At 45.8% G+C, this 19,461-nt stretch carries 21 protein-coding genes, 1 tRNA gene and 1 riboswitch; of the genes, 15 read left to right on the forward strand and 7 right to left on the reverse strand.

Features of this window, described 5'->3' with window-relative positions:
• Nucleotides 1-403: 403 nt before the first annotated feature.
• The 9 genes from guaB (at nt 404) to FE296_RS01375 (ending at nt 8,675) form a co-directional block, all read left to right on the forward strand.
• Nucleotides 404-1,861, forward strand: coding sequence for an IMP dehydrogenase (gene guaB / locus FE296_RS01340; RefSeq protein ID WP_062838151.1), 1,458 nt, complete (start codon nt 404-406; stop codon nt 1,859-1,861).
• Between the two features lie 416 nt (nt 1,862-2,277).
• On the forward strand, nt 2,278-3,666 hold the full coding sequence (locus tag FE296_RS01345) for a D-alanyl-D-alanine carboxypeptidase family protein (protein WP_124118845.1): 1,389 nt from the start codon (nt 2,278-2,280) through the stop codon (nt 3,664-3,666).
• A 339-nt stretch (nt 3,667-4,005) separates the two neighbouring features.
• The gene (gene pdxT, locus FE296_RS01350) at nt 4,006-4,596 is read left to right on the forward strand and encodes a pyridoxal 5'-phosphate synthase glutaminase subunit PdxT (protein WP_150364086.1); all 591 of its coding nucleotides are present in this window, start codon (nt 4,006-4,008) and stop codon (nt 4,594-4,596) included.
• A 273-nt stretch (nt 4,597-4,869) separates the two neighbouring features.
• Nucleotides 4,870-6,153, forward strand: a complete 1,284-nt coding sequence (gene serS / locus FE296_RS01355) for a serine--tRNA ligase (RefSeq protein ID WP_150364087.1) — start codon at nt 4,870-4,872, stop codon at nt 6,151-6,153.
• A 194-nt stretch (nt 6,154-6,347) separates the two neighbouring features.
• Nucleotides 6,348-6,436 (forward strand) — tRNA-Ser (locus tag FE296_RS01360).
• Nucleotides 6,437-6,628: 192 nt separating this feature from the next.
• Nucleotides 6,629-6,970 (forward strand): hypothetical protein, encoded by a 342-nt coding sequence (locus FE296_RS01365; protein ID WP_124118848.1) that lies wholly within the window; start codon nt 6,629-6,631, stop codon nt 6,968-6,970.
• A gap of 25 nt (nt 6,971-6,995) precedes the next feature.
• Nucleotides 6,996-7,172 carry a hypothetical protein gene (locus FE296_RS32590; RefSeq protein WP_017691325.1) on the forward strand — a complete coding sequence of 59 codons (177 nt, stop codon included), beginning with the start codon at nt 6,996-6,998 and terminating at the stop codon, nt 7,170-7,172.
• A gap of 21 nt (nt 7,173-7,193) precedes the next feature.
• A complete protein-coding gene (locus tag FE296_RS01370; protein ID WP_036607296.1) occupies nt 7,194-7,346 on the forward strand; it encodes a small acid-soluble spore protein P in 153 nt (50 codons plus the stop codon).
• 234 nt (nt 7,347-7,580) lie between these two features.
• Complete coding sequence (locus tag FE296_RS01375; RefSeq protein WP_150364088.1) at nt 7,581-8,675, forward strand: hypothetical protein; 1,095 nt, start codon at nt 7,581-7,583, stop codon at nt 8,673-8,675.
• 255 nt (nt 8,676-8,930) lie between these two features.
• Here FE296_RS01375 and FE296_RS01380 read toward each other — a convergent pair whose 3' ends face one another.
• Together FE296_RS01380 and tadA are read right to left on the reverse strand one after the other, a co-directional pair.
• Nucleotides 8,931-9,500 (reverse strand): GNAT family N-acetyltransferase, encoded by a 570-nt coding sequence (locus FE296_RS01380; RefSeq protein WP_150364089.1) that lies wholly within the window; start codon nt 9,498-9,500, stop codon nt 8,931-8,933.
• A gap of 43 nt (nt 9,501-9,543) precedes the next feature.
• Nucleotides 9,544-10,050: a tRNA adenosine(34) deaminase TadA gene (tadA, locus tag FE296_RS01385; RefSeq protein WP_124118851.1), complete on the reverse strand. Its 507-nt coding sequence runs from the start codon at nt 10,048-10,050 to the stop codon at nt 9,544-9,546.
• A 332-nt stretch (nt 10,051-10,382) separates the two neighbouring features.
• On the opposite strand from tadA, the gene FE296_RS01390 reads away from it, so the two are divergent.
• Together FE296_RS01390 and FE296_RS01395 are read left to right on the forward strand one after the other, a co-directional pair.
• On the forward strand, nt 10,383-12,722 hold the full coding sequence (locus FE296_RS01390; RefSeq protein WP_124118852.1) for an ATP-binding protein: 2,340 nt from the start codon (nt 10,383-10,385) through the stop codon (nt 12,720-12,722).
• Between the two features lie 18 nt (nt 12,723-12,740).
• Complete coding sequence (locus FE296_RS01395; RefSeq protein WP_150364090.1) at nt 12,741-13,442, forward strand: pseudouridine synthase; 702 nt, start codon at nt 12,741-12,743, stop codon at nt 13,440-13,442.
• A gap of 133 nt (nt 13,443-13,575) precedes the next feature.
• Here the strand turns inward: FE296_RS01395 and motB are convergent, their stop codons facing one another.
• Both motB and motA read right to left on the reverse strand, forming a co-directional pair.
• Nucleotides 13,576-14,394: a flagellar motor protein MotB gene (motB, locus tag FE296_RS01400; RefSeq protein WP_124118854.1), complete on the reverse strand. Its 819-nt coding sequence runs from the start codon at nt 14,392-14,394 to the stop codon at nt 13,576-13,578.
• On the reverse strand, nt 14,381-15,181 hold the full coding sequence (motA, locus tag FE296_RS01405; RefSeq protein WP_017691317.1) for a flagellar motor stator protein MotA: 801 nt from the start codon (nt 15,179-15,181) through the stop codon (nt 14,381-14,383). Before motA ends, motB begins: the two co-directional genes overlap by 14 nt.
• A 233-nt stretch (nt 15,182-15,414) precedes the next feature.
• Between motA and FE296_RS01410 the strand changes: the two genes are divergently transcribed.
• From FE296_RS01410 to rbsK, 4 genes are read left to right on the forward strand one after another with little or no spacing between them, the layout of a single operon-like run.
• The gene (locus FE296_RS01410) at nt 15,415-15,708 is read left to right on the forward strand and encodes a hypothetical protein (RefSeq protein WP_150364091.1); all 294 of its coding nucleotides are present in this window, start codon (nt 15,415-15,417) and stop codon (nt 15,706-15,708) included.
• A 25-nt stretch (nt 15,709-15,733) separates the two neighbouring features.
• Nucleotides 15,734-15,928: a hypothetical protein gene (locus tag FE296_RS01415; RefSeq protein ID WP_150364092.1), complete on the forward strand. Its 195-nt coding sequence runs from the start codon at nt 15,734-15,736 to the stop codon at nt 15,926-15,928.
• A gap of 30 nt (nt 15,929-15,958) precedes the next feature.
• Entirely contained in the window at nt 15,959-16,255 is a 297-nt protein-coding gene (locus tag FE296_RS01420) for a 4a-hydroxytetrahydrobiopterin dehydratase (protein WP_062838136.1), read from the forward strand.
• A 44-nt stretch (nt 16,256-16,299) separates the two neighbouring features.
• Complete coding sequence (gene rbsK / locus FE296_RS01425; RefSeq protein WP_150364093.1) at nt 16,300-17,283, forward strand: ribokinase; 984 nt, start codon at nt 16,300-16,302, stop codon at nt 17,281-17,283.
• A gap of 74 nt (nt 17,284-17,357) precedes the next feature.
• Here rbsK and FE296_RS01430 read toward each other — a convergent pair whose 3' ends face one another.
• The 3 genes from FE296_RS01430 to FE296_RS01440 all read right to left on the reverse strand — a co-directional run bounded on the left by FE296_RS01430 (nt 17,358) and on the right by FE296_RS01440 (nt 19,185).
• Complete coding sequence (locus FE296_RS01430; RefSeq protein ID WP_124118856.1) at nt 17,358-17,714, reverse strand: c-type cytochrome; 357 nt, start codon at nt 17,712-17,714, stop codon at nt 17,358-17,360.
• A 150-nt stretch (nt 17,715-17,864) separates the two neighbouring features.
• A complete protein-coding gene (locus FE296_RS01435) occupies nt 17,865-18,359 on the reverse strand; it encodes a GNAT family N-acetyltransferase (RefSeq protein ID WP_150364094.1) in 495 nt (164 codons plus the stop codon).
• Nucleotides 18,360-18,714: 355 nt separating this feature from the next.
• Nucleotides 18,715-19,185, reverse strand: a complete 471-nt coding sequence (locus tag FE296_RS01440) for a C40 family peptidase (protein ID WP_036607285.1) — start codon at nt 19,183-19,185, stop codon at nt 18,715-18,717.
• Nucleotides 19,186-19,188: 3 nt separating this feature from the next.
• Nucleotides 19,189-19,326: riboswitch (cyclic di-AMP (ydaO/yuaA leader) on the reverse strand.
• Nucleotides 19,327-19,461 lie beyond the last annotated feature (135 nt).

Here is a 19,461-nt window from a genome sequence, read left to right on the forward strand (position 1 = left end):
GACCGCAGGGTCCTGGGAGAGTAGGACGCCGCCAAGCAAAGAACCACTGCCGATGTTATTCGGTGGTGGTTTTTATTATATAGATATATTATGCAATATGGGATTAAAATACAGATTGAATTTGGTGATTTATCAGCACAATAGGATGTATAAATGTAACGTGATTCGATACGAATTGACGTTTTTTGTGTAATAACTAGACTTGTCCGCTCTGGAAAAACAGTTGTGTTCATCAGGCAATACACCTGATATAACCAAGTACTTTTCCTTGACAGTCTAAATATCGCTTTGCTAAGATGGCAATAATAAATTTTTCAGAAAACGTATTTTCGGCGTAAAATACAGCCTGGAATCTTCGGGTTTTGGACCGTAAAGCTGAGCAAACATAAGGAGGAACACTTGCGTGTGGGAAGATAAATTTGGTAAGGAAGGCCTCACCTTTGATGATGTATTGCTAGTGCCACGGAAATCCGAGACACTGCCTAAAGAAGTAGATGTATCTATTCGTTTGAGCGATAGTGTAAAACTAAATATTCCTTTGATCAGTGCGGGTATGGATACGGTAACTGAAGCGACATTGGCTATTGCCATTGCACGTGAAGGCGGCATCGGTATTATCCATAAAAATATGTCGGTTGAACAACAGGCAGAAGAAGTAGATCGTGTTAAACGCTCGGAGAGTGGTGTTATTACGAATCCATTCTCACTGACGGCAGATCATCTGGTATCTGATGCGGAAGCAGTAATGGCGAAATATCGGATCTCCGGTGTTCCTATTATTGAAGGAGATCAGAAGCTGGTTGGTATTTTGACCAACCGGGATTTGCGTTTTATCCATGATTACGGAATCAAAATTAGCGAAGTCATGACTCGTGAGAATCTGGTTACCGCTCCTGTAGGAACTACACTGCAAGAAGCTGAAGGTATCCTTCAGAAGCACAAGATTGAGAAACTTCCATTAGTTGATGAGACGAACACATTGAAAGGTCTTATCACGATTAAAGATATTGAAAAAGCCATTCAATTCCCTCATGCAGCCAAAGACGCTCAAGGCCGTTTGTTGGTTGGTGCAGCGATTGGTATTTCCAAAGATACATTCGAACGTGCAGATGCTTTGGTACAAGCTGGTGTTGACCTGATTACGGTAGACTCGGCTCACGGACACCATATCAATATCATTGAAGCTGTACGTCAGCTTCGTGAACGTTTCCCTAGCCTGACCATCGTTGCAGGTAACGTCGCTACTGGCGCAGCCACTCGTGACCTGATTGAAGCAGGAGCTTCGGTAGTCAAAGTGGGTATTGGTCCAGGTTCGATTTGTACAACACGTGTTATCGCTGGTATTGGTGTACCTCAAGTAACTGCAGTGTACGATTGTGCAACAGTGGCACGCGAATATGGAGTTCCGATTATCGCGGATGGCGGAATTAAATATTCTGGTGAAATTACGAAGGCATTGGCTGCAGGTGCACACGCGGTGATGCTGGGAAGTTTGTTTGCCGGCACAGCGGAAAGCCCGGGAGAAACAGAAATTTTCCAAGGACGTAGCTACAAAGTATACCGCGGTATGGGTTCAATGGCTGCAATGAAACAAGGTAGTAAAGATCGTTACTTCCAAGATGATGACAAGAAATTGGTTCCGGAAGGAATCGAAGGTCGTGTCGCTTACAAAGGACCATTGTCTGATACGATCCACCAACTGATTGGTGGTCTGCGTTCGGGTATGGGATACTGTGGTACAAGTAACTTGGAGCAACTTCGTAACGATACAGGCTTTATCCGAATTACAGGTGCGGGACTGCGCGAAAGTCATCCCCATGATGTACAGATTACCAAAGAAGCACCTAACTACTCGTTGTAATCTGAAGAGAGTTAATCATTTCCAGGACAGGCTCGGTGATTTTCACCGGGTCTGTCTTTTTTTGCAGATACCCCTGTGATAGAATAGAACAAGCGGTGACGATCCATGGGTGGATTAAGGCGTTGCGGCGGCTATTTGACGTGAATCTATGAATATGGTTTTGAAAAGCAAATGCAGTGCAAAAAAGGCTGCCAGTTAAACAGAAGCGCGGACGTCCTTTTACATAAGCATTTGGATAATGCGGACTAAGTGACAATCGATAATGAACTTTAGGAGCAATAATATTGCTCGTTCGATACAGCGCATATAGCACACATCTCATACATCAAACACGCAGGTTAGGGAACAAGAAAATCGCAGCATAAGCTGCACTGAAGCAATTAATAATGCTTTGGATCGAAGGGAGTATTCATCAATTGAAAGCCAAACACATGAATAAAAAGAAACGCCAAATGCTCAAAAAGAGCGTAGCCTCGGTAATGCTAATTAACATGCTTTGCATGTCTGCAGTAATGCCGGTCATGGCTGCTGCGGATAGCTCCGGTCAGGTTCTGACTGCTGCGGCAACAACAACGAAGACGGAGAAAGCCGTGCAAGTCCCTGGGGTAGATTCACTTGGGCTTGAAGTTAGATCAGCGGTGCTTATGGAAGCCTCAACGGGACAGATTCTACTAAATGTCGATGCGGATAAAGCGATGCCACCTGCAAGTATGACCAAGATGATGACAGAGTACATTGTCGCAGAACAGGTCAAACAAGGTAAATTCGGCTGGGACGATATTGTAACTGTCAAAAAGAATGCTGCACAAAGTATCGGGTCGCGAATTTTCCTCGCGGAAGGTGACCAGCACACAGTTAAGGATCTCTATATTGCTATGGCTGTTGGCTCTGCCAATGATGCTACGGTTGCTTTGGCTGAACATGTTGCCGGTTCGGAAGAAGCTTTCGTGAAAATGATGAATGATGAAGCGAAGCGTATGGGCATGAAGGATACGTTCTTCATTAACTCTTCCGGTCTTGATCGAGCAGATATGCCTGCCGACTTCCGTCCAGCTGAAGACAAGGAAACAGTGATGTCCGCACTGGATGCTGCGATTCTGTGCAGATATATCATTATGGATCACCCGGACTACAAAGATTTTACAACTATTCAATCCTATAAGTTCCGTCCAAATGATAAAGCTCCAATTATCAATTACAACTGGATGCTGGAAGCGAATAAAAATATAACCAATTTCAAAAGCTATGCCTATGAAGGTCTGGATGGAATGAAAACAGGCCATACCACGAACGCAGGTAATAACTTTACAGGTACAGCAGAACGTAACGGTATGCGTCTAATTAGTGTTGTTATGGGCACAGATTCGGAATCCGCACGTTTCAGAGAAACTAAAAAGGTATTGGACTATGGATTTAACAACTTTGAAGTGAAACAGGCAGTCGCAGGCAAAACCAAAGTGACGGGCTGGGAAGCAGTACCTTTGAAAAAAGGGAAAGAAACAACCGTTCCTGTTGTAACAGATAATGCGGTAAGTTTCGTTGTTCCCAAAGGTACTCAGAACCTGGATGTGACGTTCAAAGCCAACGTAACTGAGGCTGACAAGTTGGTAGCACCAATCAAGGCAGGTACAAAGGTTGGTACAGTAACGTACACGTACAAAGCAGATGGAATTGAGCCACAGGAAAAAACAGTGAACTTGATCACTGCGGAAGAGGCGGAAAAAGGCGGATGGTTCCGTTTGTTCTTCCGTGCCGTGAAGGATTTCTTCGTGGATCTCTTTGATGGGATCAAAAACCTGTTTTAGCCCATAGCGTACTTCATGAAAAAGAGTATGATTATGAATTTGATGCTTATGTGGTCATAGTATTGACAAAATGCAAGTTATTCCGACCGGATGGATTGTATATTTACAATTTTTCCGGTAAAATATCAAGTTAGAATTCACGTATAATGAAGCAAAAAACTCCAATGTTCATTTACTGGGTGGAGCGGTTAATAGCTCTATTTAAGGCAATGAGCGACACATACATTACGGGCCGAAGTGTCCATGATCTTGGAGCACCGATGAAGTGCATAGAGATATCCAAACTTGCACCTTTCGAGCGTAAAAGATCGCGGCTGGTAAGAGAAGGGGAATGTGTAAATGAAGATCGGCGTTTTAGCACTTCAAGGAGCTGTCACAGAGCATATTCGGAGTATTGAACGCGCTGGAGCAGAGGGAGTGGCTATCAAACAGGTTCAGCAACTGGAGGACTTGGATGGTCTTATCCTTCCTGGCGGGGAAAGCACAACGATCGGTAAACTGATGCGCAAGTATGGATTTATGGATGCAATCCGCGAGTTTGCAGCTGAAGGCAAACCGGTATTTGGTACCTGTGCTGGCTTGATCGTTATGGCTAAACACATTGCAGGGCAAGAAGAAGCTCATTTGGAGCTCATGGATATGACTGTATCCCGAAATGCATTTGGACGGCAGAGAGAAAGTTTTGAGACGGATTTGCCAGTCAAAGGCATTGAGGAAACGGTAAGGGCTGTGTTTATACGGGCGCCCTTGATCGAGAGTGTCGGAGACCAGGTCGAAGTTCTCTCCACATACAAGGATGAGATTGTTACCGCTCGTCAGGGGCATTTGCTGGCTTGCTCCTACCATCCGGAGTTGACGGATGACTATCGTCTGCATACTTATTTTGTAGACATGGCGAGATCCTACAAACACACGGTAGACTCTAAATAATGCATGATGTACAACCTATGATCTCCCGGTCATCGGATCACTTCCCCAGGAGCCTTGTAAGGCCGCTGGATGGTAGTTGCATCTGAACGGATGCCTGATGTTGCCTGTATCTGCTTCAAAGCGGGAATCGCAGCGGAGGGTGACACCGGGGATATAGGTTGTTTTTTGGGTTACAGGTTCCGATAAGTATATAGTAAGGTATACACAGTAGAGTTTTGAGAATGGATTTAACACAAGGCTTCACGTTGTGAGGTTATTTAGGAGGGGTATATCGTGCTTGATGTGAAAATATTGCGGAATGAGTATGCGCGTGTAGAAGAAGCATTGACTAAACGTGGCAAATCGCTGGATCTTATCGCTGGATTTACCGAGATGGATGCCAAGCGTCGGGAATTGCTTCAAGAGAGTGAAACGCTGAAGAGTCGTCGGAATACGGTCTCCGCGGAAGTTGCTAGACTGAAGAAGAATCGTGAAAATGCTGATGATCTGATTGTGGAGATGCGCGAAGTGTCTGATCGAATCAAAGCAATGGACGAAGAAGTTCGGGAACTGGAAGTGAAGATCAATGATCTCACAATGGCGATTCCGAACATTCCTAACGAAAGTGTACCTATTGGAGCTTCTGAAGACGACAATGTTGAGATTCGTCGTTGGGAAGAGCCGAAGTCATTTACTTTTGCACCAAAAGCACACTGGGAAATTGCGCAGGATCTCGATATTCTTGATTTTGAAGCGGCTGCCAAAGTAACAGGTTCCCGTTTTACCTTTTATAAAGGTCTGGGTGCGCGTCTGGAACGTGCATTGATCAACTTCATGATGGATCTGCACAGCGATCAACATGGATATGAAGAGATTCTGCCTCCATACATCGTTAATCGGGACAGCTTGTTTGGAACAGGTCAACTGCCTAAGTTCGAAGAAGATCTGTTTAAGTTGAAAGATACTGAATATTATCTGATCCCTACTGCTGAAGTTCCGGTAACGAACTACCATCGCGAAGAGATTCTGAATGTAGATCAATTGCCTAAGCACTTTGTGGCATACAGCTCTTGTTTCCGTTCTGAAGCCGGTTCGGCTGGACGGGATACACGCGGCTTGATTCGTCAGCATCAATTCAACAAAGTAGAGCTGCTCAAGCTCTCTACTCCAGAGACTTCGTATGAAGAGCTGGAGCAAATGACTCAAAATGCGGAGCGTGTGCTTCAATTGTTGGGCTTGCCGTATCGCGTTCTGACATTGTGTACCGCAGATATGGGCTTCACTTCAGCTAAAACGTATGATATTGAAGTATGGTTGCCTGAGAGCGACACTTATCGTGAGATTTCTTCGTGCTCCAACTGTGAGGACTTCCAGGCACGTCGTGCCAATATCCGTTTCCGCAGAGAGGCAAAAGCGAAACCTGAATTTGTTCATACATTGAACGGGTCAGGATTGGCCGTTGGACGGACGGTAGCCGCAATCCTGGAGAACTATCAACAGGAAGATGGTACGGTTGTTATTCCTGAAGCATTGCGTCCTTATATGGGCGGCACCAGTGTGATTGCACATCGCTCTTAAGAGTTAGTTAACCATCCTCATCACGAGGAGTACACACTTAATCCGTCATTTTGGAATGGCGGATTGGAGTGTTTTGTATAACTGAAAGCAGTTGTCGGATACGGGATCATCATTTTTAATATAAAAAGCTTGCATTATAATGTCGAGATGTGGTATGATACTTTTCGTGGCAAGTTTATAAAAGTTAATTCCCTGGAGAGGTACCGAAGCGGTCATAACGGGGCGGTCTTGAAAACCGTTAGGGGGCAACTCCACGTGGGTTCGAATCCCACCCTCTCCGCCATACTACACTTATAACAAGGACTCGAGCGATCTCGCTCGGGTCCTTTTTTGCGTTGTGAGTTTGTTAAACGTAGTGAGCATACAGGTTGGTGAACGATGTATACGTTGCACAGTACAACGTTATATTTTGAATAAGGTTAATATGTATAAAAACATCTTCATCGCCGCACTTTATAGGAGTGGAGGTGGTAAGATGAACCGCGAGTTAAACATCGATCAGACAGAGCTTGTAGGGGCTTGGCAAGAACGTTTGCCTCAAGTCCTGAATGTTGGAGACCAGGCTCAGGTAATGGCTGATGAAGCCGATCAGCAGGCGATTCGGATACACATTGCTACAGCAGGGCACGAGATGTACTCTTTTGATTTCAAATGTGCATATGTCGATTCCCGTGAAGTCAGCGTACAGCTGATTGATGTGGAACGGGATGGAAGAACGACGGATGAGCGTACAGAACCGATTCAGGAACTGGCTCACGATTATACACGGCACATTCATGAATGCGCCCAGTCGTTACAATCCCAAACGAGACAATAGCCTGATTCTGAAGGAGTGAACTCAATTGACTAAAGCCAAAGCGGGAGTAGACAAAAACCTGCAAAATGTAGTCGATGATCTGGAGCAACCTGCCGTAAACAGTCATCATGCCCAGCAAATTCAGCAAGATATTAATGATCGCCGTCATCAGGATGCACTGAATCATGACAAAACGGAAGACAGGGACCCATCCCATTCCTAACAATGATGAGGGGGTAATAATATGAGCAAACCAAAAACAATTCCTGTACCGGAAGCGCAAGCATCCGAACAGCATCGTCATTCATCCAAACGCTCTTCCATGCAGGAACCATTATCCGGTTCCAAAAAAGTAAAAAATCAAAATCATGTGGATCATTTGAATCCCCAAGGTTAATAGAAGAAACAGATTCACGCAAAAGTCCCTTGTTACCTAACAGGGGGCTTTTGCGTATTCATACATATATAAAGACAGGCGCATGGTTATTCCCAAAGCTGACATAGGTCTTTGTAGCCATTTTAAAGAGGAAAGATCACATTTTTCCCAAATTAGGTTTCGGTATCTGGCGATATGGTATATCATTGATATTGAATTACTTTTTTTGGGGTTATCACGAGAGGAGAGAAACAAATGACTAAACGTATGGGGGCGCTTCTTCTTACGTTGCTGTTGACCGTATCTATGGCATTGACAGCATGTAGCAGCAAGCAGGAACCAAAAGAGGCATTGAAGACGGCCGCAGCCAATGCTTCCAAATTAACTTCGTATGAGATGAGTTCCAACTTTACAATTAATGAATTGAGCTATAAACCTGGGGATACTTCACAAACTGATCCTACTATGACTCAGTTTATGAGCATGCTGAAGGATGCTCAGTTGAATGTAACAGGTGTATACCAAAGTGAGCCAATGCAGACAGAGATGACTCTTGGCATCGAGCTTAAAGGCGACATGGGTATGACCTTTAACATTCCAATGGTGATGACGGCAGAGAAACTGTATGTGAAAGTGCCGAATATTCCGTTCTTCCCGATTCCGGAGAACGTTGTAGGCAAATTCCTGGAACTTGACCTGAAAGAACTGGCTGAGCAAGAGGGTACGGAATGGAACCCGGATGCTATGGATGCAGCCAAAACGCAAAAGCTGAGCAACGAAGTCATGGACGCAGTGCTGAGCGAGTACGATCAAGCTAAATTCTTCAAAAACCTAGACACCAAAGATGCACAACTTCCTGAAGGTGTAGATGCGAAGCAGGTTGTACAATTTTCGGTGAATAATGACAATGTAAAAGAAGCAGTTACTGTACTGGTAACAAAAGCTATGCCTAAAGTATTGGATATTCTGTCCAAAGAGGAATATCGTGAAATGCTGCAAATGGATCAGGCTGATATCGACAAAGCTAAGGAAGATCTGAAGATCACTGAAGCAGATCAGGCTGAAATGGCTAAAGACTTGGATAAATTGAAAGATGTTCTGACAATTAACCAATTCAACATCGATTTCGCATTGGACAAAAACGACTTCCCTGTATATCAAAAGATGGTCGCTGATGTGCTGATCAAGCCAGAAGATACAAAAGACGAAGTGAAATTGGCATTTACCGGTTCCAATACGTACACCAAGATTAATGAAAAAGCAGCATTCAAAATCAACATCCCTACTGGCGATGACGTAATTACTATGCAAGAGTTCGAAGAATTGATGAACGCTTCATACGGATACTAATCTCGCTGAGTTCAAACCGTCTGTGATTCAAGTGAAGGATCTCCTTCCGCTTGGATACAGGCGGTTTTTTTGTTACACAGCGTATGAGGGGGTATCCGCAAAATAATTGATCTTTTATTTTGAATCGTGACTGGTGATCTATACAAATAAAACCGCACTTTCCTACATAACTAGGGTAGTGCGGTCTTAAATATTAAATTTGTATATTGTTGAATTGGAAATACAGACAGCTTTGTGTGGGAACTTCTAAATTAATTAATTCGCAAGTTCGCCCAGGTCTCCAGCAAGTAGAGCATAGATCTGATGATCCTGATATTTGCCGTTGATCTTGAGGTATTTGCGAGCTGTACCTTCAAGCTGGAACCCGTTCTTCTCCAATACGCGCTGCGAACCTTTGTTGGTAGGCAATACCGCAGCCTGGACCCGATTTAACTTCAGCGCACGGAAGCCATAGGCTACGGCCAGTTTAACCGCTGCTGTCATTCTTCCGCCGCCCTGATAATCCGGATGGATAAAGTAACCCATATCAGCATAATTGGCAACGCCTAATACGACATTGTTAAGACTTACTTGTCCAATCAACAGGCTGTCTTTAATGGTGTAGATTCCAAATTGGTAACCTGTACCTTCTTCTGCAGCATTGACCCGATCCTCAATTCGTCGAGTCTGAGCATCCAATGTATAGAAATCATCTTCTCGCAAGGGTTCTACGGACTGGTATGGGATTCGTGTAATCTGAATCGGGTCCAGATAGGATTGTGTATCTTGGGGTGTGAGCAACCGAAGGCTTATGCCATTGGCTGTATCATAGAGGGTTAGCGCCATTACAGCACACTTCCTTTCTAATTGGAATGTTCGTAGTCGGTGACTACTTTAACTTTTGGCGCAGACTTCTGAAAAATTGAGTTAGCATCGTGGAGCATTCAGGCTGAAGGATATCCGGAATTACCTCGGTGCGATGGTTAAAACGAGGCTCCTGTAGCAGGTTCATCAGTGTACCTGCACAGCCTGCCTTGGGATCAGCCGTACCATAGATTACGCGGGGGACCCTGGATTGTACAATCGCACCTGCACACATCGGACAAGGTTCCAATGTGACGTACAGAGAACAATCCAACAAACGCCAAGCTCCGATGGTCTCGCTGGCCTGACGAATAGCCACCATCTCTGCATGGGCGGTGGAATCCAGTGTAGTTTCACGCAGATTGTATCCCCGACCAATGATTTGGTTGTTTTGTACAATTACAGCTCCAATCGGTACTTCCCCAAGAGCCTCGGCCTTGTAGGCCTCGGCAATGGCCTCCCGCATCCAGAGCTCATGCTGAGCTTCCTCAGATAAATGCGCAAGATCGGTCTGAAGAAAATGGTCAGTCATTACTATATAACTCCTTCCAGAATCGTTTATTCAGCGAACAAGTATTCGGGTTGTTAACATGTTGTGTATAGAAATGTGGATAACCGTATAGTTGCTCACATAGTTATAAACAAACTATCCACAAGCCTGTGGGTATGTGGATAAATATAGTGATTAATTTCATTGTAGAGTTCGAAAATACAAAAAACAACGAATTTCGAGCTTTTCAGTCCTTCGGTAACTTTTGGACACAGGGCAATTATCCTTTTCAAAAAGACATACAAGCGTTATGATGGAGATAGGTTTTGCCATATATCGCCAGAGGGTACAAGCCGAGAGGTGAACAAAAAAACTTGTCTATTAAAACGAAATTATCCATGATTATGTCGTGCTCAGTGCTCGTTATTTTAGTGTTGAATATCGCACTGAGTTATTATACTACAGAAGAGAATCTGAGGCAGGACAGTGAAACCAAGATGGTGCTCACTGCAAAGCAGATTGCAATTGCTGTCGAACAGAATCAATACAGTTCGGATTATGTAAAACGGCAGATTGGAAACAATCTGTGGCTTGCTGCTGTCATGGCAGCGGAAGAATTGGACCCGGATATTAATAATATCACAAATGAAGAACTTGTACGCTTGAGCCAAAAGGTCGGCGTTTCGCATATTTCGTTAATGGAGCAGACGGATGATGACATCGTTGTTAGCCGCTCTTCGGATTCGAGAGAAATTGGGCTGTCCACCAAATCCATGACCTATTGGTATCAGGCCTTTAAGCAGTTGTTTGAAAAACAACAGGTGACGATTCCCCAAGGGCAGAAGTTGGAGCATTTCTGGTCAGATGGATTTGAATATTCTACATCCAGTCCTTCGGATATTGATATCTGGGGTTACTACCATGATGGAAAGAGAAACTACATAATCAATCCCTTCTATAATAATACGGAAGTTGATGACTATGTGAAAATCTCTAGTCCGGATGAGATTTTGAATAAAATTCGTGAGGTCAATCCCTCCATTCTGGAGATTACAGGCATCAATCCGTTGACTTTTGGCAGCCCGAACATGGGTGATGACGGAAGAGATTCGAACTTTAGCAAGTTGAATAACAGACCGATTCGTTTTGGTACATACCAGTATGGTTCTACGGATGAGGATCATCGTGCTGTGGTGCGCGCCATTCGAACAGGGCAAAATGTATCTTTTGTCAGTGAAACGCACGAACAGAAGGTACTGAAGAGTTTTATTCCCATTTTCACACCCAATCAGTCTTCCTATGTGATCAGTATTGTCATGGACTATAAGCAAATATCCTCCATGGTATCTGAGCAGTTGGTGAGCCATGCCTCCATATCGTTGGTTTTGCTGGAGATCGTTATCTTTGGCAGCTATCTGCTCGCAGGGTATATCACACGTCCGATCCAATCCATATTGGGCAAAGTGAATGATGTAGCGGATGGGCACTTTGATTTCCGTCTGAAAGTCCGGAGGAAGGATGAACTTGGCCAACTGGCCAATCGTATTAATGCCATGATTCGTAATCTGGGCCATTATACGAGCCGTCTGAAACAAATGTATGAAGAGAATCGGGCGGTGAAAGAACATCTGGAGTCCATTATCAATCAGACAGCGGATGCCATTCACATTACAGATCTTGAAGGAAAAGTGCTTCGGGTTAACCGGGCATTTGAACAATTATATGGCTTTCGAAGTCGTGAGGTGGAAGGTCGTAATCTGAAGATCATCCCGCCAGAGGCAGAAGAAGAAATGAAACGTCAGCATGCCCAACTCGTTGAGGGAATGTCCATTACATCCAACGAAACCACCTGGATGAAGAAAGACGGGACCCGAGTAGAGGTCAGTGTCAGTACGGCTCCGGTACGAGACGAGGCTGGAGAGATTACCGCGCTGATTAGTGTCTCTAGGGACATTACAAGTCGTAATCGGATGGAAGAGCTGCTCAGACGTTCTGAGAAGCTAACAACCGTGGGCCAGCTTGCAGCAGGTGTGGCACATGAGATTCGTAATCCACTGACCACGCTGCGCGGATTCCTACAGTTACAGCAAGAGAGCAACAAGCTGAATCATCGTCATCTGGATCTGATGTTATCAGAGCTGGATCGCATCAACCTTATTGTTGGTGAATTTCTGATTTTGGCCAAACCGCAGGCGGTTCATTTCCAGAATCGGGATATTCGTTTTATTCTTGGCGATGTCATCTCGTTACTGGATAGTCAGGCGCATCTGCATGGTGTAGAATTTGTACTGCGTGCCTCATCCGATTCGGCTATGGTACACTGTGAAGAGAACCAGCTGAAGCAGGTATTCATCAATTTGCTGAAAAATGGTATGGAGGCCATGCCAAATGGAGGAAGCATCCATATCAAGCTCAAGCATGACGAACAGTCGAAACGCGTCAGAATTGAGATCAGGGATGAAGGGATCGGTATCCCGGAAGAGATGATGCCCAAGCTTGGGGAGCCCTTCTTTACGAATAAAGAGTCTGGAACAGGGCTTGGCCTGATGGTCAGTCAGCGCATTATTCAATCACATAAGGGCATGATGGATATTAAAAGCGTCATGAACAAGGGAACAACGGTTATCATTGAACTGCCTGCATCCGAGCAACAACCGGAAGTTATTGAGGCAGATCAGGTAACGGATGAACCAATTACAGATGAAGAGAGATAGATGAGGTGAGATTACCTTTTGCGTATTAATAAATTTATTAGTGAAACAGGTTATTGCTCCCGGCGTGAAGCCGACAAGTTGGTGGATAGTGGTCAGGTAACCATTAATGGAGTTAAGGCTGAACTGGGCAGTCAGGCAGAAGAAGGCGACGATGTACGAATCAATGGCAAACCGATCAAGGAAAAGAGAAAACACGTATATATTGCGTTGAATAAACCGATCGGAATCACAAGTACAACTGAGCAACATATTCAGGGCAATATCGTTGATTTTGTCGGACACGATGAACGTATCTTTCCAATTGGGCGCTTGGATAAGGACTCAGAAGGTTTGATCCTGATGACCAATGATGGTGATATCGTTAACCGGATTCTTAGATCAGAAGGACGCCATGAGAAAGAGTATATCGTTACTGTTGATCGATCTGTAACCGCGAGTTTCCTTAGAGGTATGAGCACTGGGGTGAAGATCCTGGGTGAAATGACCCTGCCTTGTACAGTGACCCGGATGACGGATCGAGTATTCCGTATCATCCTGACTGAAGGAAAGAACCGTCAGATTCGGCGGATGTGTAGTGCCTTTGGCTACGAGGTTCGTAAGTTGAAGCGTATTCGGATCATGAACATTCATCTTGGAGAAATGGCGACAGGTTCTTGGAGAGAGCTTACCGCTGCTGAAAAAGCAGAGTTGGGCGGTCTGTTGGACTATTCACTGGAATAGTTGACAGGTAAATCTTCCAAAATAGTGTGAAAAAATGTAGAGATAAACCAAAGCATAAGCCTTATATATACCCAAAAGACCGTTCTCCTTGTACCTGGAGAACGGTCTTTGGTTAATGAATCGCTGCAGGCCTCTAGTTTCCTTCGCCAACGGCTTTTACATTTGTATTGTTACTTTGATACTTCCGAATGATAGATACCTCTACACGGCGATTCTGTGCCCGTCCGGTATTGGTGTCATTGCTGGCAATCGGGTGATACTCTCCATAACCACTTGGTGTGAATTTGGAAGGGTCCAATTGCGAGTTCAGCAACAGGATTTTCAGGAAGTTGAGCGCACGATCTGCACTCAGATCCCAGTTATCCTTATATTGGTTGTTCGAAATGGGAATATTATCGGTATGACCGGATACAACCACTTCATATTCAGGGAACTCCTGTAGCATGCTTGAGATTGCTTTGGCCAAGGATCGTGATTCAGGCTTTACATCTGCTCGGCCTGAGGAGAACAGGGCGTTATCACTGATGGTGATCTTCAATTCAGACTGATTCAGCTTGGTGTTCAGCTGGTCCGAAAGTCCGTTCTTCGAGATATACTGGTCAAGCCGTTTCTTGAGCTTCTCCAGATCTTCCTGCTCTTTTTGAGCCATCTGTGCATCCGTTATCTGAGCTGGTGTTTTCTTGGTGATTTCTGTAGGTTCCTGTTTGTTCTTACCCAGATCGGCACCTGGCGTATCCGGATTCATGGACGTATGATCCAGAACACCGGAGCCTCCATTCAATGCACTGCTTAGTGCGGAAGCCATCTGCTCGAACTTGGCTGCATCGAGTGAACTCATGGAGAACAACGTGATAAACAGGGCAAGCAACAAGGTCATCAAGTCAGAATAGGGAAGCAACCAGCTCTCGTCTATATGTTCTTCATGTGGTTCGTGCTTTTTAGCCTTTTTCACCTGATGATCCCTCCTTCTCTTCCAGTTGTTTACGTTCGGAAGGTGTCAGGAATACGGATAACTTTTGGTTGATGGCAATGGTGGATACACCAGACTGTATGGATAACAATCCTTCAACCATCATCAGCTTGATCTCCATTTCTTGCTTGGACATCCGCTTCAGCTTGTTAGACATCGGGTGCCATAACACGTAACCACTAAATATACCAAGGAGTGTTGCGATAAATGCTGCCGCAATCGCATGGGAGAGTTTCTCCATGTCACTGAGATCGGCAAGTGCTGCGATGAGACCTACAACGGCCCCGAGAACCCCGAGCGTTGGCGCGTACATCCCCGCTTGAGCGAAGATCAAGGCACCGCCACGGTGGCGCTCCTCTGTAGCATGAATATCTTCCATCAGTACATCACTTACAAATTCCTGATCGTTGCCGTCGATAATCATACGCATACCGCCACGAAGGAACTGATCGTCAATCTCTTCTACTTTTGATTCCAGTGCAAGCAAACCTTCACGACGGGTAGTGGAAGCCCAATCCATAAACGTGCCGATCAGAGACACTCGATCAATAAGTACTTGATTTTTGAAAATGATCCCGAAAAGCTTAGGGATTTTCTTAACTTCAGACATTGGAAATGCGATAAAGATAGTTCCTGCTGTACCAACAAAGATAATAACGTAGGCTGCCGGATTGTTAACCAGGTTGATTAAGGGCGCACCCTTCAGGAACATACCGAGTACAAGGGAGACCAGTCCAAAAACTAGTCCAATAATCGTTGAAATGTTCATCATACACCTCATCCATGAGATAAAATTGAATCCTTTCAAGCGGCTGTATTCGGGCTTCCGGACGAATTTTTGGCCGCAATCCGTTCAATGTTAGGCATTCCTTACGGTTGCTAAAACAGTTAAAACGGTCATATATGTATTTATCGACCAGAAGGCCTTTTTTTTTAAGGGCTATTTTCAGGTATAATAAGATCAAATCCGCTCCTTAGGGGCCGAATAGGAGTGAAAAGCCAATGGGCGTAAAGCATGGACGGGATTATGAAGGAATTTTGACAGATCTGACAACGGCAATCGGACGCATACCGGATCGGTATGTTTTCTTTGAAATGGACGCGGAAGAGTGGGAGAGACTGGCTGTATCTGACCAACTTGAAGTGGATGAGGCGTTGGCGGAGGATTTGTTCTATGCGCTGGGCGAGGAGTCTGTTATTCCGGTTGGAAGTGGCGTGGTCATCCATGATAAGGAGCAGCACCGCATTCATATTTTGATCGGGGAAGAAGAGTTGACGTTTGTACCTTTAATTTAGTGCGTTTACATGCATTTTCAAGGGTATGGATGAAACTGGAATTGCCCTCGAAGCCTTATGGTCATTGGTTCTATGCCATGTAGTTGATTGGATTTTGAAGCTTGTCCGTGGTAAGATGTTAGTCGTGAAATGGGCCAACCGCATGGCGGTGAGCCTGGCCTTTGAGGTTGCTGTTGATAGCGCCGAAGGTGTCGGTGGTTATACGGACTCACGTCTGTAATGTACCATCCTATGGGGAGGAAGATAACGCATGGTTTTTTCGCAAGAGGAAGTCGAAGCTCATCTGGGGAGGCTGGAAGGCTGGGAACTGGAAGAGGGACGGTGGATTGTACGTAAATTCGTGTTCTCCAACTACATGAAAGGGATTGCATTTGTGGATGAGGTCGCTGCGATCTCGGAAGCATTCAATCATCATCCTTTTATTACGATTGATTATACAACGGTTACGCTGCGTCTCACGTCATGGGATGCGGGGGGGATCACATCTGTAGATATCAAGGAAGCAGGGCAATATAACGAAGCTTATGACAAAATGAGGTCGGAATAACGAGGTCAGTTATTATCGCGCGGCCAGAAGTGAGTGAACCATACATGTCAGACTATAATCAGAAACAACCTCTTATTGCTGTCGTTGGCAGTCTCAATATGGATCTCGTGGTGAAGACAGACACGATTCCGGAAGAGGGAGAGACGGTGAGTGGTGAGGAGCTGCATTATCTCGCTGGTGGCAAAGGGGCGAACCAGGCTGTTGCCGCTGCGCGTCTGGGTGGACAGACTACGATGATTGGTGCGGTGGGATCGGACGGTTTTGGCGAACGTCTGCTGCACAGTCTGACGGAAAGTGGGGCAGATGCCTCGCAGGTTCGCATATTGGAAGACACGGTTACAGGGACGGCTTCCATCTGGCTCTCTCGGGGAGACAACCGGATTATCGTTATTCCTGGTGCGAATGGGCAAGTGGTGCCTGAGATGTTGGAAGAGGCGGATACGGTAAAAAGCCTGACTGCAGCCGCAGCGGTGCTGCTGCAGCTGGAGATCCCGCTGCCAGCGGTTACCCGCGCCGCCCAACTGGCGGCTGAAGGCAGCGCACTGGTGGTGCTCAACCCGGCTCCCGCGGTGCCGTGTCTGCCCCAGGAGCTCCTGCGGTGCGTCGACGTTGTCACGCCGAACCGCAGTGAGCTTGCCGTGCTTACCGGCCGGGATCACCTCCGGCCGGAAGACCTGGATGCGGCGGTCGCAGAGCTCGCCGCATCCCTCGGGGCCGCTGTCGTCACGACGCTCGGCCCCGAGGGAGCTGTGTACGCGGCGGCGCCTGGTGGCCGCGTACAAGCAGGGCGTGCCGGCGCGTGCCGTGCGCCCGGCTACGCCGTAAGCGCCGTCGATACGACCGGCGCTGGCGATTGCTTCAACGGCGCGCTGGCGGTAGCCCTCGCGCGCGGTGAGACGTTGGACGCGGCCGTAGGCTTCGCCATGGGTGCGGCCGCGTTATCCGTGACAAAGCTCGGCGCCCAGTCCGGGATGCCGTCCGCACGTGAAGTTGAGGCCTTTCTGGCTGAGCATGCCGCAGAGGCTTAATAATTGATATAACAAAGAGGCTCTTATTCTCCCAAAAGGGGATTAAGCGCCTCTATGTTATGCGTGTGCAGAGATTATTTCTTCTCTGACAGCCACATGGCGATATTGGCAATCTCTTCATCCTGCAGTTTGCCCTTGAAGGAAGGCATACCACCTTTACCTTTGACAATCGTAGTGTAGATCTTCTCCAGATCATCCTGACTACCGATGTTTGCCAGAGCAGGTCCTACGCCACCTTGAAGCTGATCCCCGTGACAGGAGATACAATTGGCTTTGACCAGTGCTTCAGCCTGTCCGGCATCCAATGTTACTTCCGGCATGGTTGGCTTGGCTTCTTCAGCCACTTCTTCTTTCCCTGGAAGCGTAAACATTAAAACAATAGCTAAAGCGCATGCTGCAAAAAATACTCCGCTCATGATCCATTTGTGCATCCCTTATGTCCCCTCCAGAATGAAAGATCATCTAACCTGAAACTATCCATATCATTATAACGGAACCTGTACTGACATCATAGCATTTTGTGGGAAATTTTTGAACTAATCACATAACAAGGCGCAAATTTGGTTGTTTTGCAATGGATTTTAATCACGAGGCCCTTCATAAACCATACAGTGAAAGGGCTTTAAGCCGCTTGGGGTCTGTCGTTCGTATGTATCCTGGGTGACAAATCCACTCTTCAGATAGACTTGAATGGCACGAGCATTCCAAGTGAGCACTTCCAGATCGATCTCATTCTTCGGATTTCGGCGAATGGCTTCCTGTACAATGGCCGTGACAAAAGCTGTACCTTGACCCTGACCACACAGCTCTGGATGCATGCCAAGGCCAATCCGGGTTACCCCTTGAAGTGGGAAGTATTGAGCAAACCCACATATATGATCGTTCTGATCCAGGACGATCGCATATTGCTCTTGCCGCAGCTGTGCATCTCCGAATTCCACTTCCAGAGCTTTCATCTGCTCCCAGGGGAGCCAGCTGTAGATATTGTAAGGCGGGTCATACTGCCAACTGCAGATAAGCTCCGCATGTTCTTCTCGCATGGGTACAACGTGAAACGTCACAGGGGTTTCCTTCATACACCTGCATGCTCCTTTCCTTGAAACAGAACTCTTTGTCCACTCTACAAAAGAGATGTTCATTTAGCAAGTCTTCCTTCCCAAGAAAAAAAATGAAACAAAAGTTCCGGTAATTCCGTTTATATTATAACGGGATGGGTAAAAACATCATAAGGGCACGGACAAACGAACGCAAAATGGACTCGTTTATGTCGCAGGATATACCCCGAGTATAACTTGCAACATAAATAAGGATTGAAGCACAAAAAAACCGCCGGATACATTCCTGCGGAGAATGTACCGGGCGGTGCTGTTATGCTTCTTGCTTCGTTCCAGTATGGTTAATGGTTACAGCATCATGTTGCTCAGCTTGTCCCTAGTCAAGGGCCAATGATTCATATGCGTCCGTGCTCATAATCCGTTTCGCGCCAACATAACGATTGGCCCAATAGTTTTCACTCAATGCACTGATCGTAACGCCTTTGGAAGAAGAGGAGTGTGCAAACTTTCCATCCCCTACAAAGATTCCTACATGGGATACGCCTTTACCTGTTGTATTAAAGAACACCAGATCGCCAGCTCTCATTTCCATGCGGGATACGGAATCGCCCATGTCGAATTGGGAACTGGATTGGCGTGCCAAATCAATACCCAACTTGTCGAATACATACCGTGTAAATCCGGAGCAGTCAAATCCGTTAAGCGTTGTTCCCCCACTTTTGTATGTAGTTCCCATTGCTGAATCAATTACTGTGTCCATCTTTGAATCTGCGAATGCGCTACCTGCACCAAGCGATAAAGCGAATGTGATGCTAAGTACAGCTGCGGTTAATTTCTTCTTGAACAAGAGATATTCCCCTTCCAACGCCTGCGAGGTTAGCTTAAGGATTCGGTTGAAGGTCCCCTATGATCCCTCTGTAGCAAGATCAATTCACCCATAACTGGTTCCCCCGCTTCCCAGGTGCCAGGAATTTGGCTATGCTAGTTATGCACCTGCGAAATCAAGAAATGACGATTTAATTTTAAGTAGTTACAAATATGAATGTAAAGATTACAAAGTTGTTACTAAAAACTCACTGCGATTATTGTAACAGAGGAGTACGGATTTGGCAACGTTTAGCAA

It is taken from the genome of Paenibacillus sp. UASWS1643 (assembly GCF_008693195.1).
In the GTDB taxonomy this organism is placed as follows: Bacteria; Bacillota; Bacilli; order Paenibacillales; family Paenibacillaceae; genus Paenibacillus; species Paenibacillus amylolyticus_B.

Bases quoted from the DNA above. Each gene is read 5' to 3' on its own strand.
- FE296_RS01435 (WP_150364094.1), bottom strand. From the start codon at position 18,359: ATGAAGGAAACCCCTGTGACGTTTCACGTTGTACCCATGCGAGAAGAA.
- rbsK (WP_150364093.1), top strand. From the start codon at position 16,300: ATGTCAGACTATAATCAGAAACAACCTCTTATTGCTGTCGTTGGCAGT.
- FE296_RS01370 (WP_036607296.1), top strand. From the start codon at position 7,194: ATGAGCAAACCAAAAACAATTCCTGTACCGGAAGCGCAAGCATCCGAA.
- FE296_RS01430 (WP_124118856.1), bottom strand. From the start codon at position 17,714: ATGCACAAATGGATCATGAGCGGAGTATTTTTTGCAGCATGCGCTTTA.
- FE296_RS01415 (WP_150364092.1), top strand. From the start codon at position 15,734: ATGGATGAAACTGGAATTGCCCTCGAAGCCTTATGGTCATTGGTTCTA.
- motA (WP_017691317.1), bottom strand. From the start codon at position 15,181: ATGAACATTTCAACGATTATTGGACTAGTTTTTGGACTGGTCTCCCTT.
- FE296_RS01420 (WP_062838136.1), top strand. From the start codon at position 15,959: ATGGTTTTTTCGCAAGAGGAAGTCGAAGCTCATCTGGGGAGGCTGGAA.
- pdxT (WP_150364086.1), top strand. From the start codon at position 4,006: ATGAAGATCGGCGTTTTAGCACTTCAAGGAGCTGTCACAGAGCATATT.
- FE296_RS01365 (WP_124118848.1), top strand. From the start codon at position 6,629: ATGAACCGCGAGTTAAACATCGATCAGACAGAGCTTGTAGGGGCTTGG.
- tadA (WP_124118851.1), bottom strand. From the start codon at position 10,050: ATGACTGACCATTTTCTTCAGACCGATCTTGCGCATTTATCTGAGGAA.
- FE296_RS01380 (WP_150364089.1), bottom strand. From the start codon at position 9,500: ATGGCGCTAACCCTCTATGATACAGCCAATGGCATAAGCCTTCGGTTG.
- FE296_RS01375 (WP_150364088.1), top strand. From the start codon at position 7,581: ATGACTAAACGTATGGGGGCGCTTCTTCTTACGTTGCTGTTGACCGTA.
- FE296_RS01410 (WP_150364091.1), top strand. From the start codon at position 15,415: ATGGGCGTAAAGCATGGACGGGATTATGAAGGAATTTTGACAGATCTG.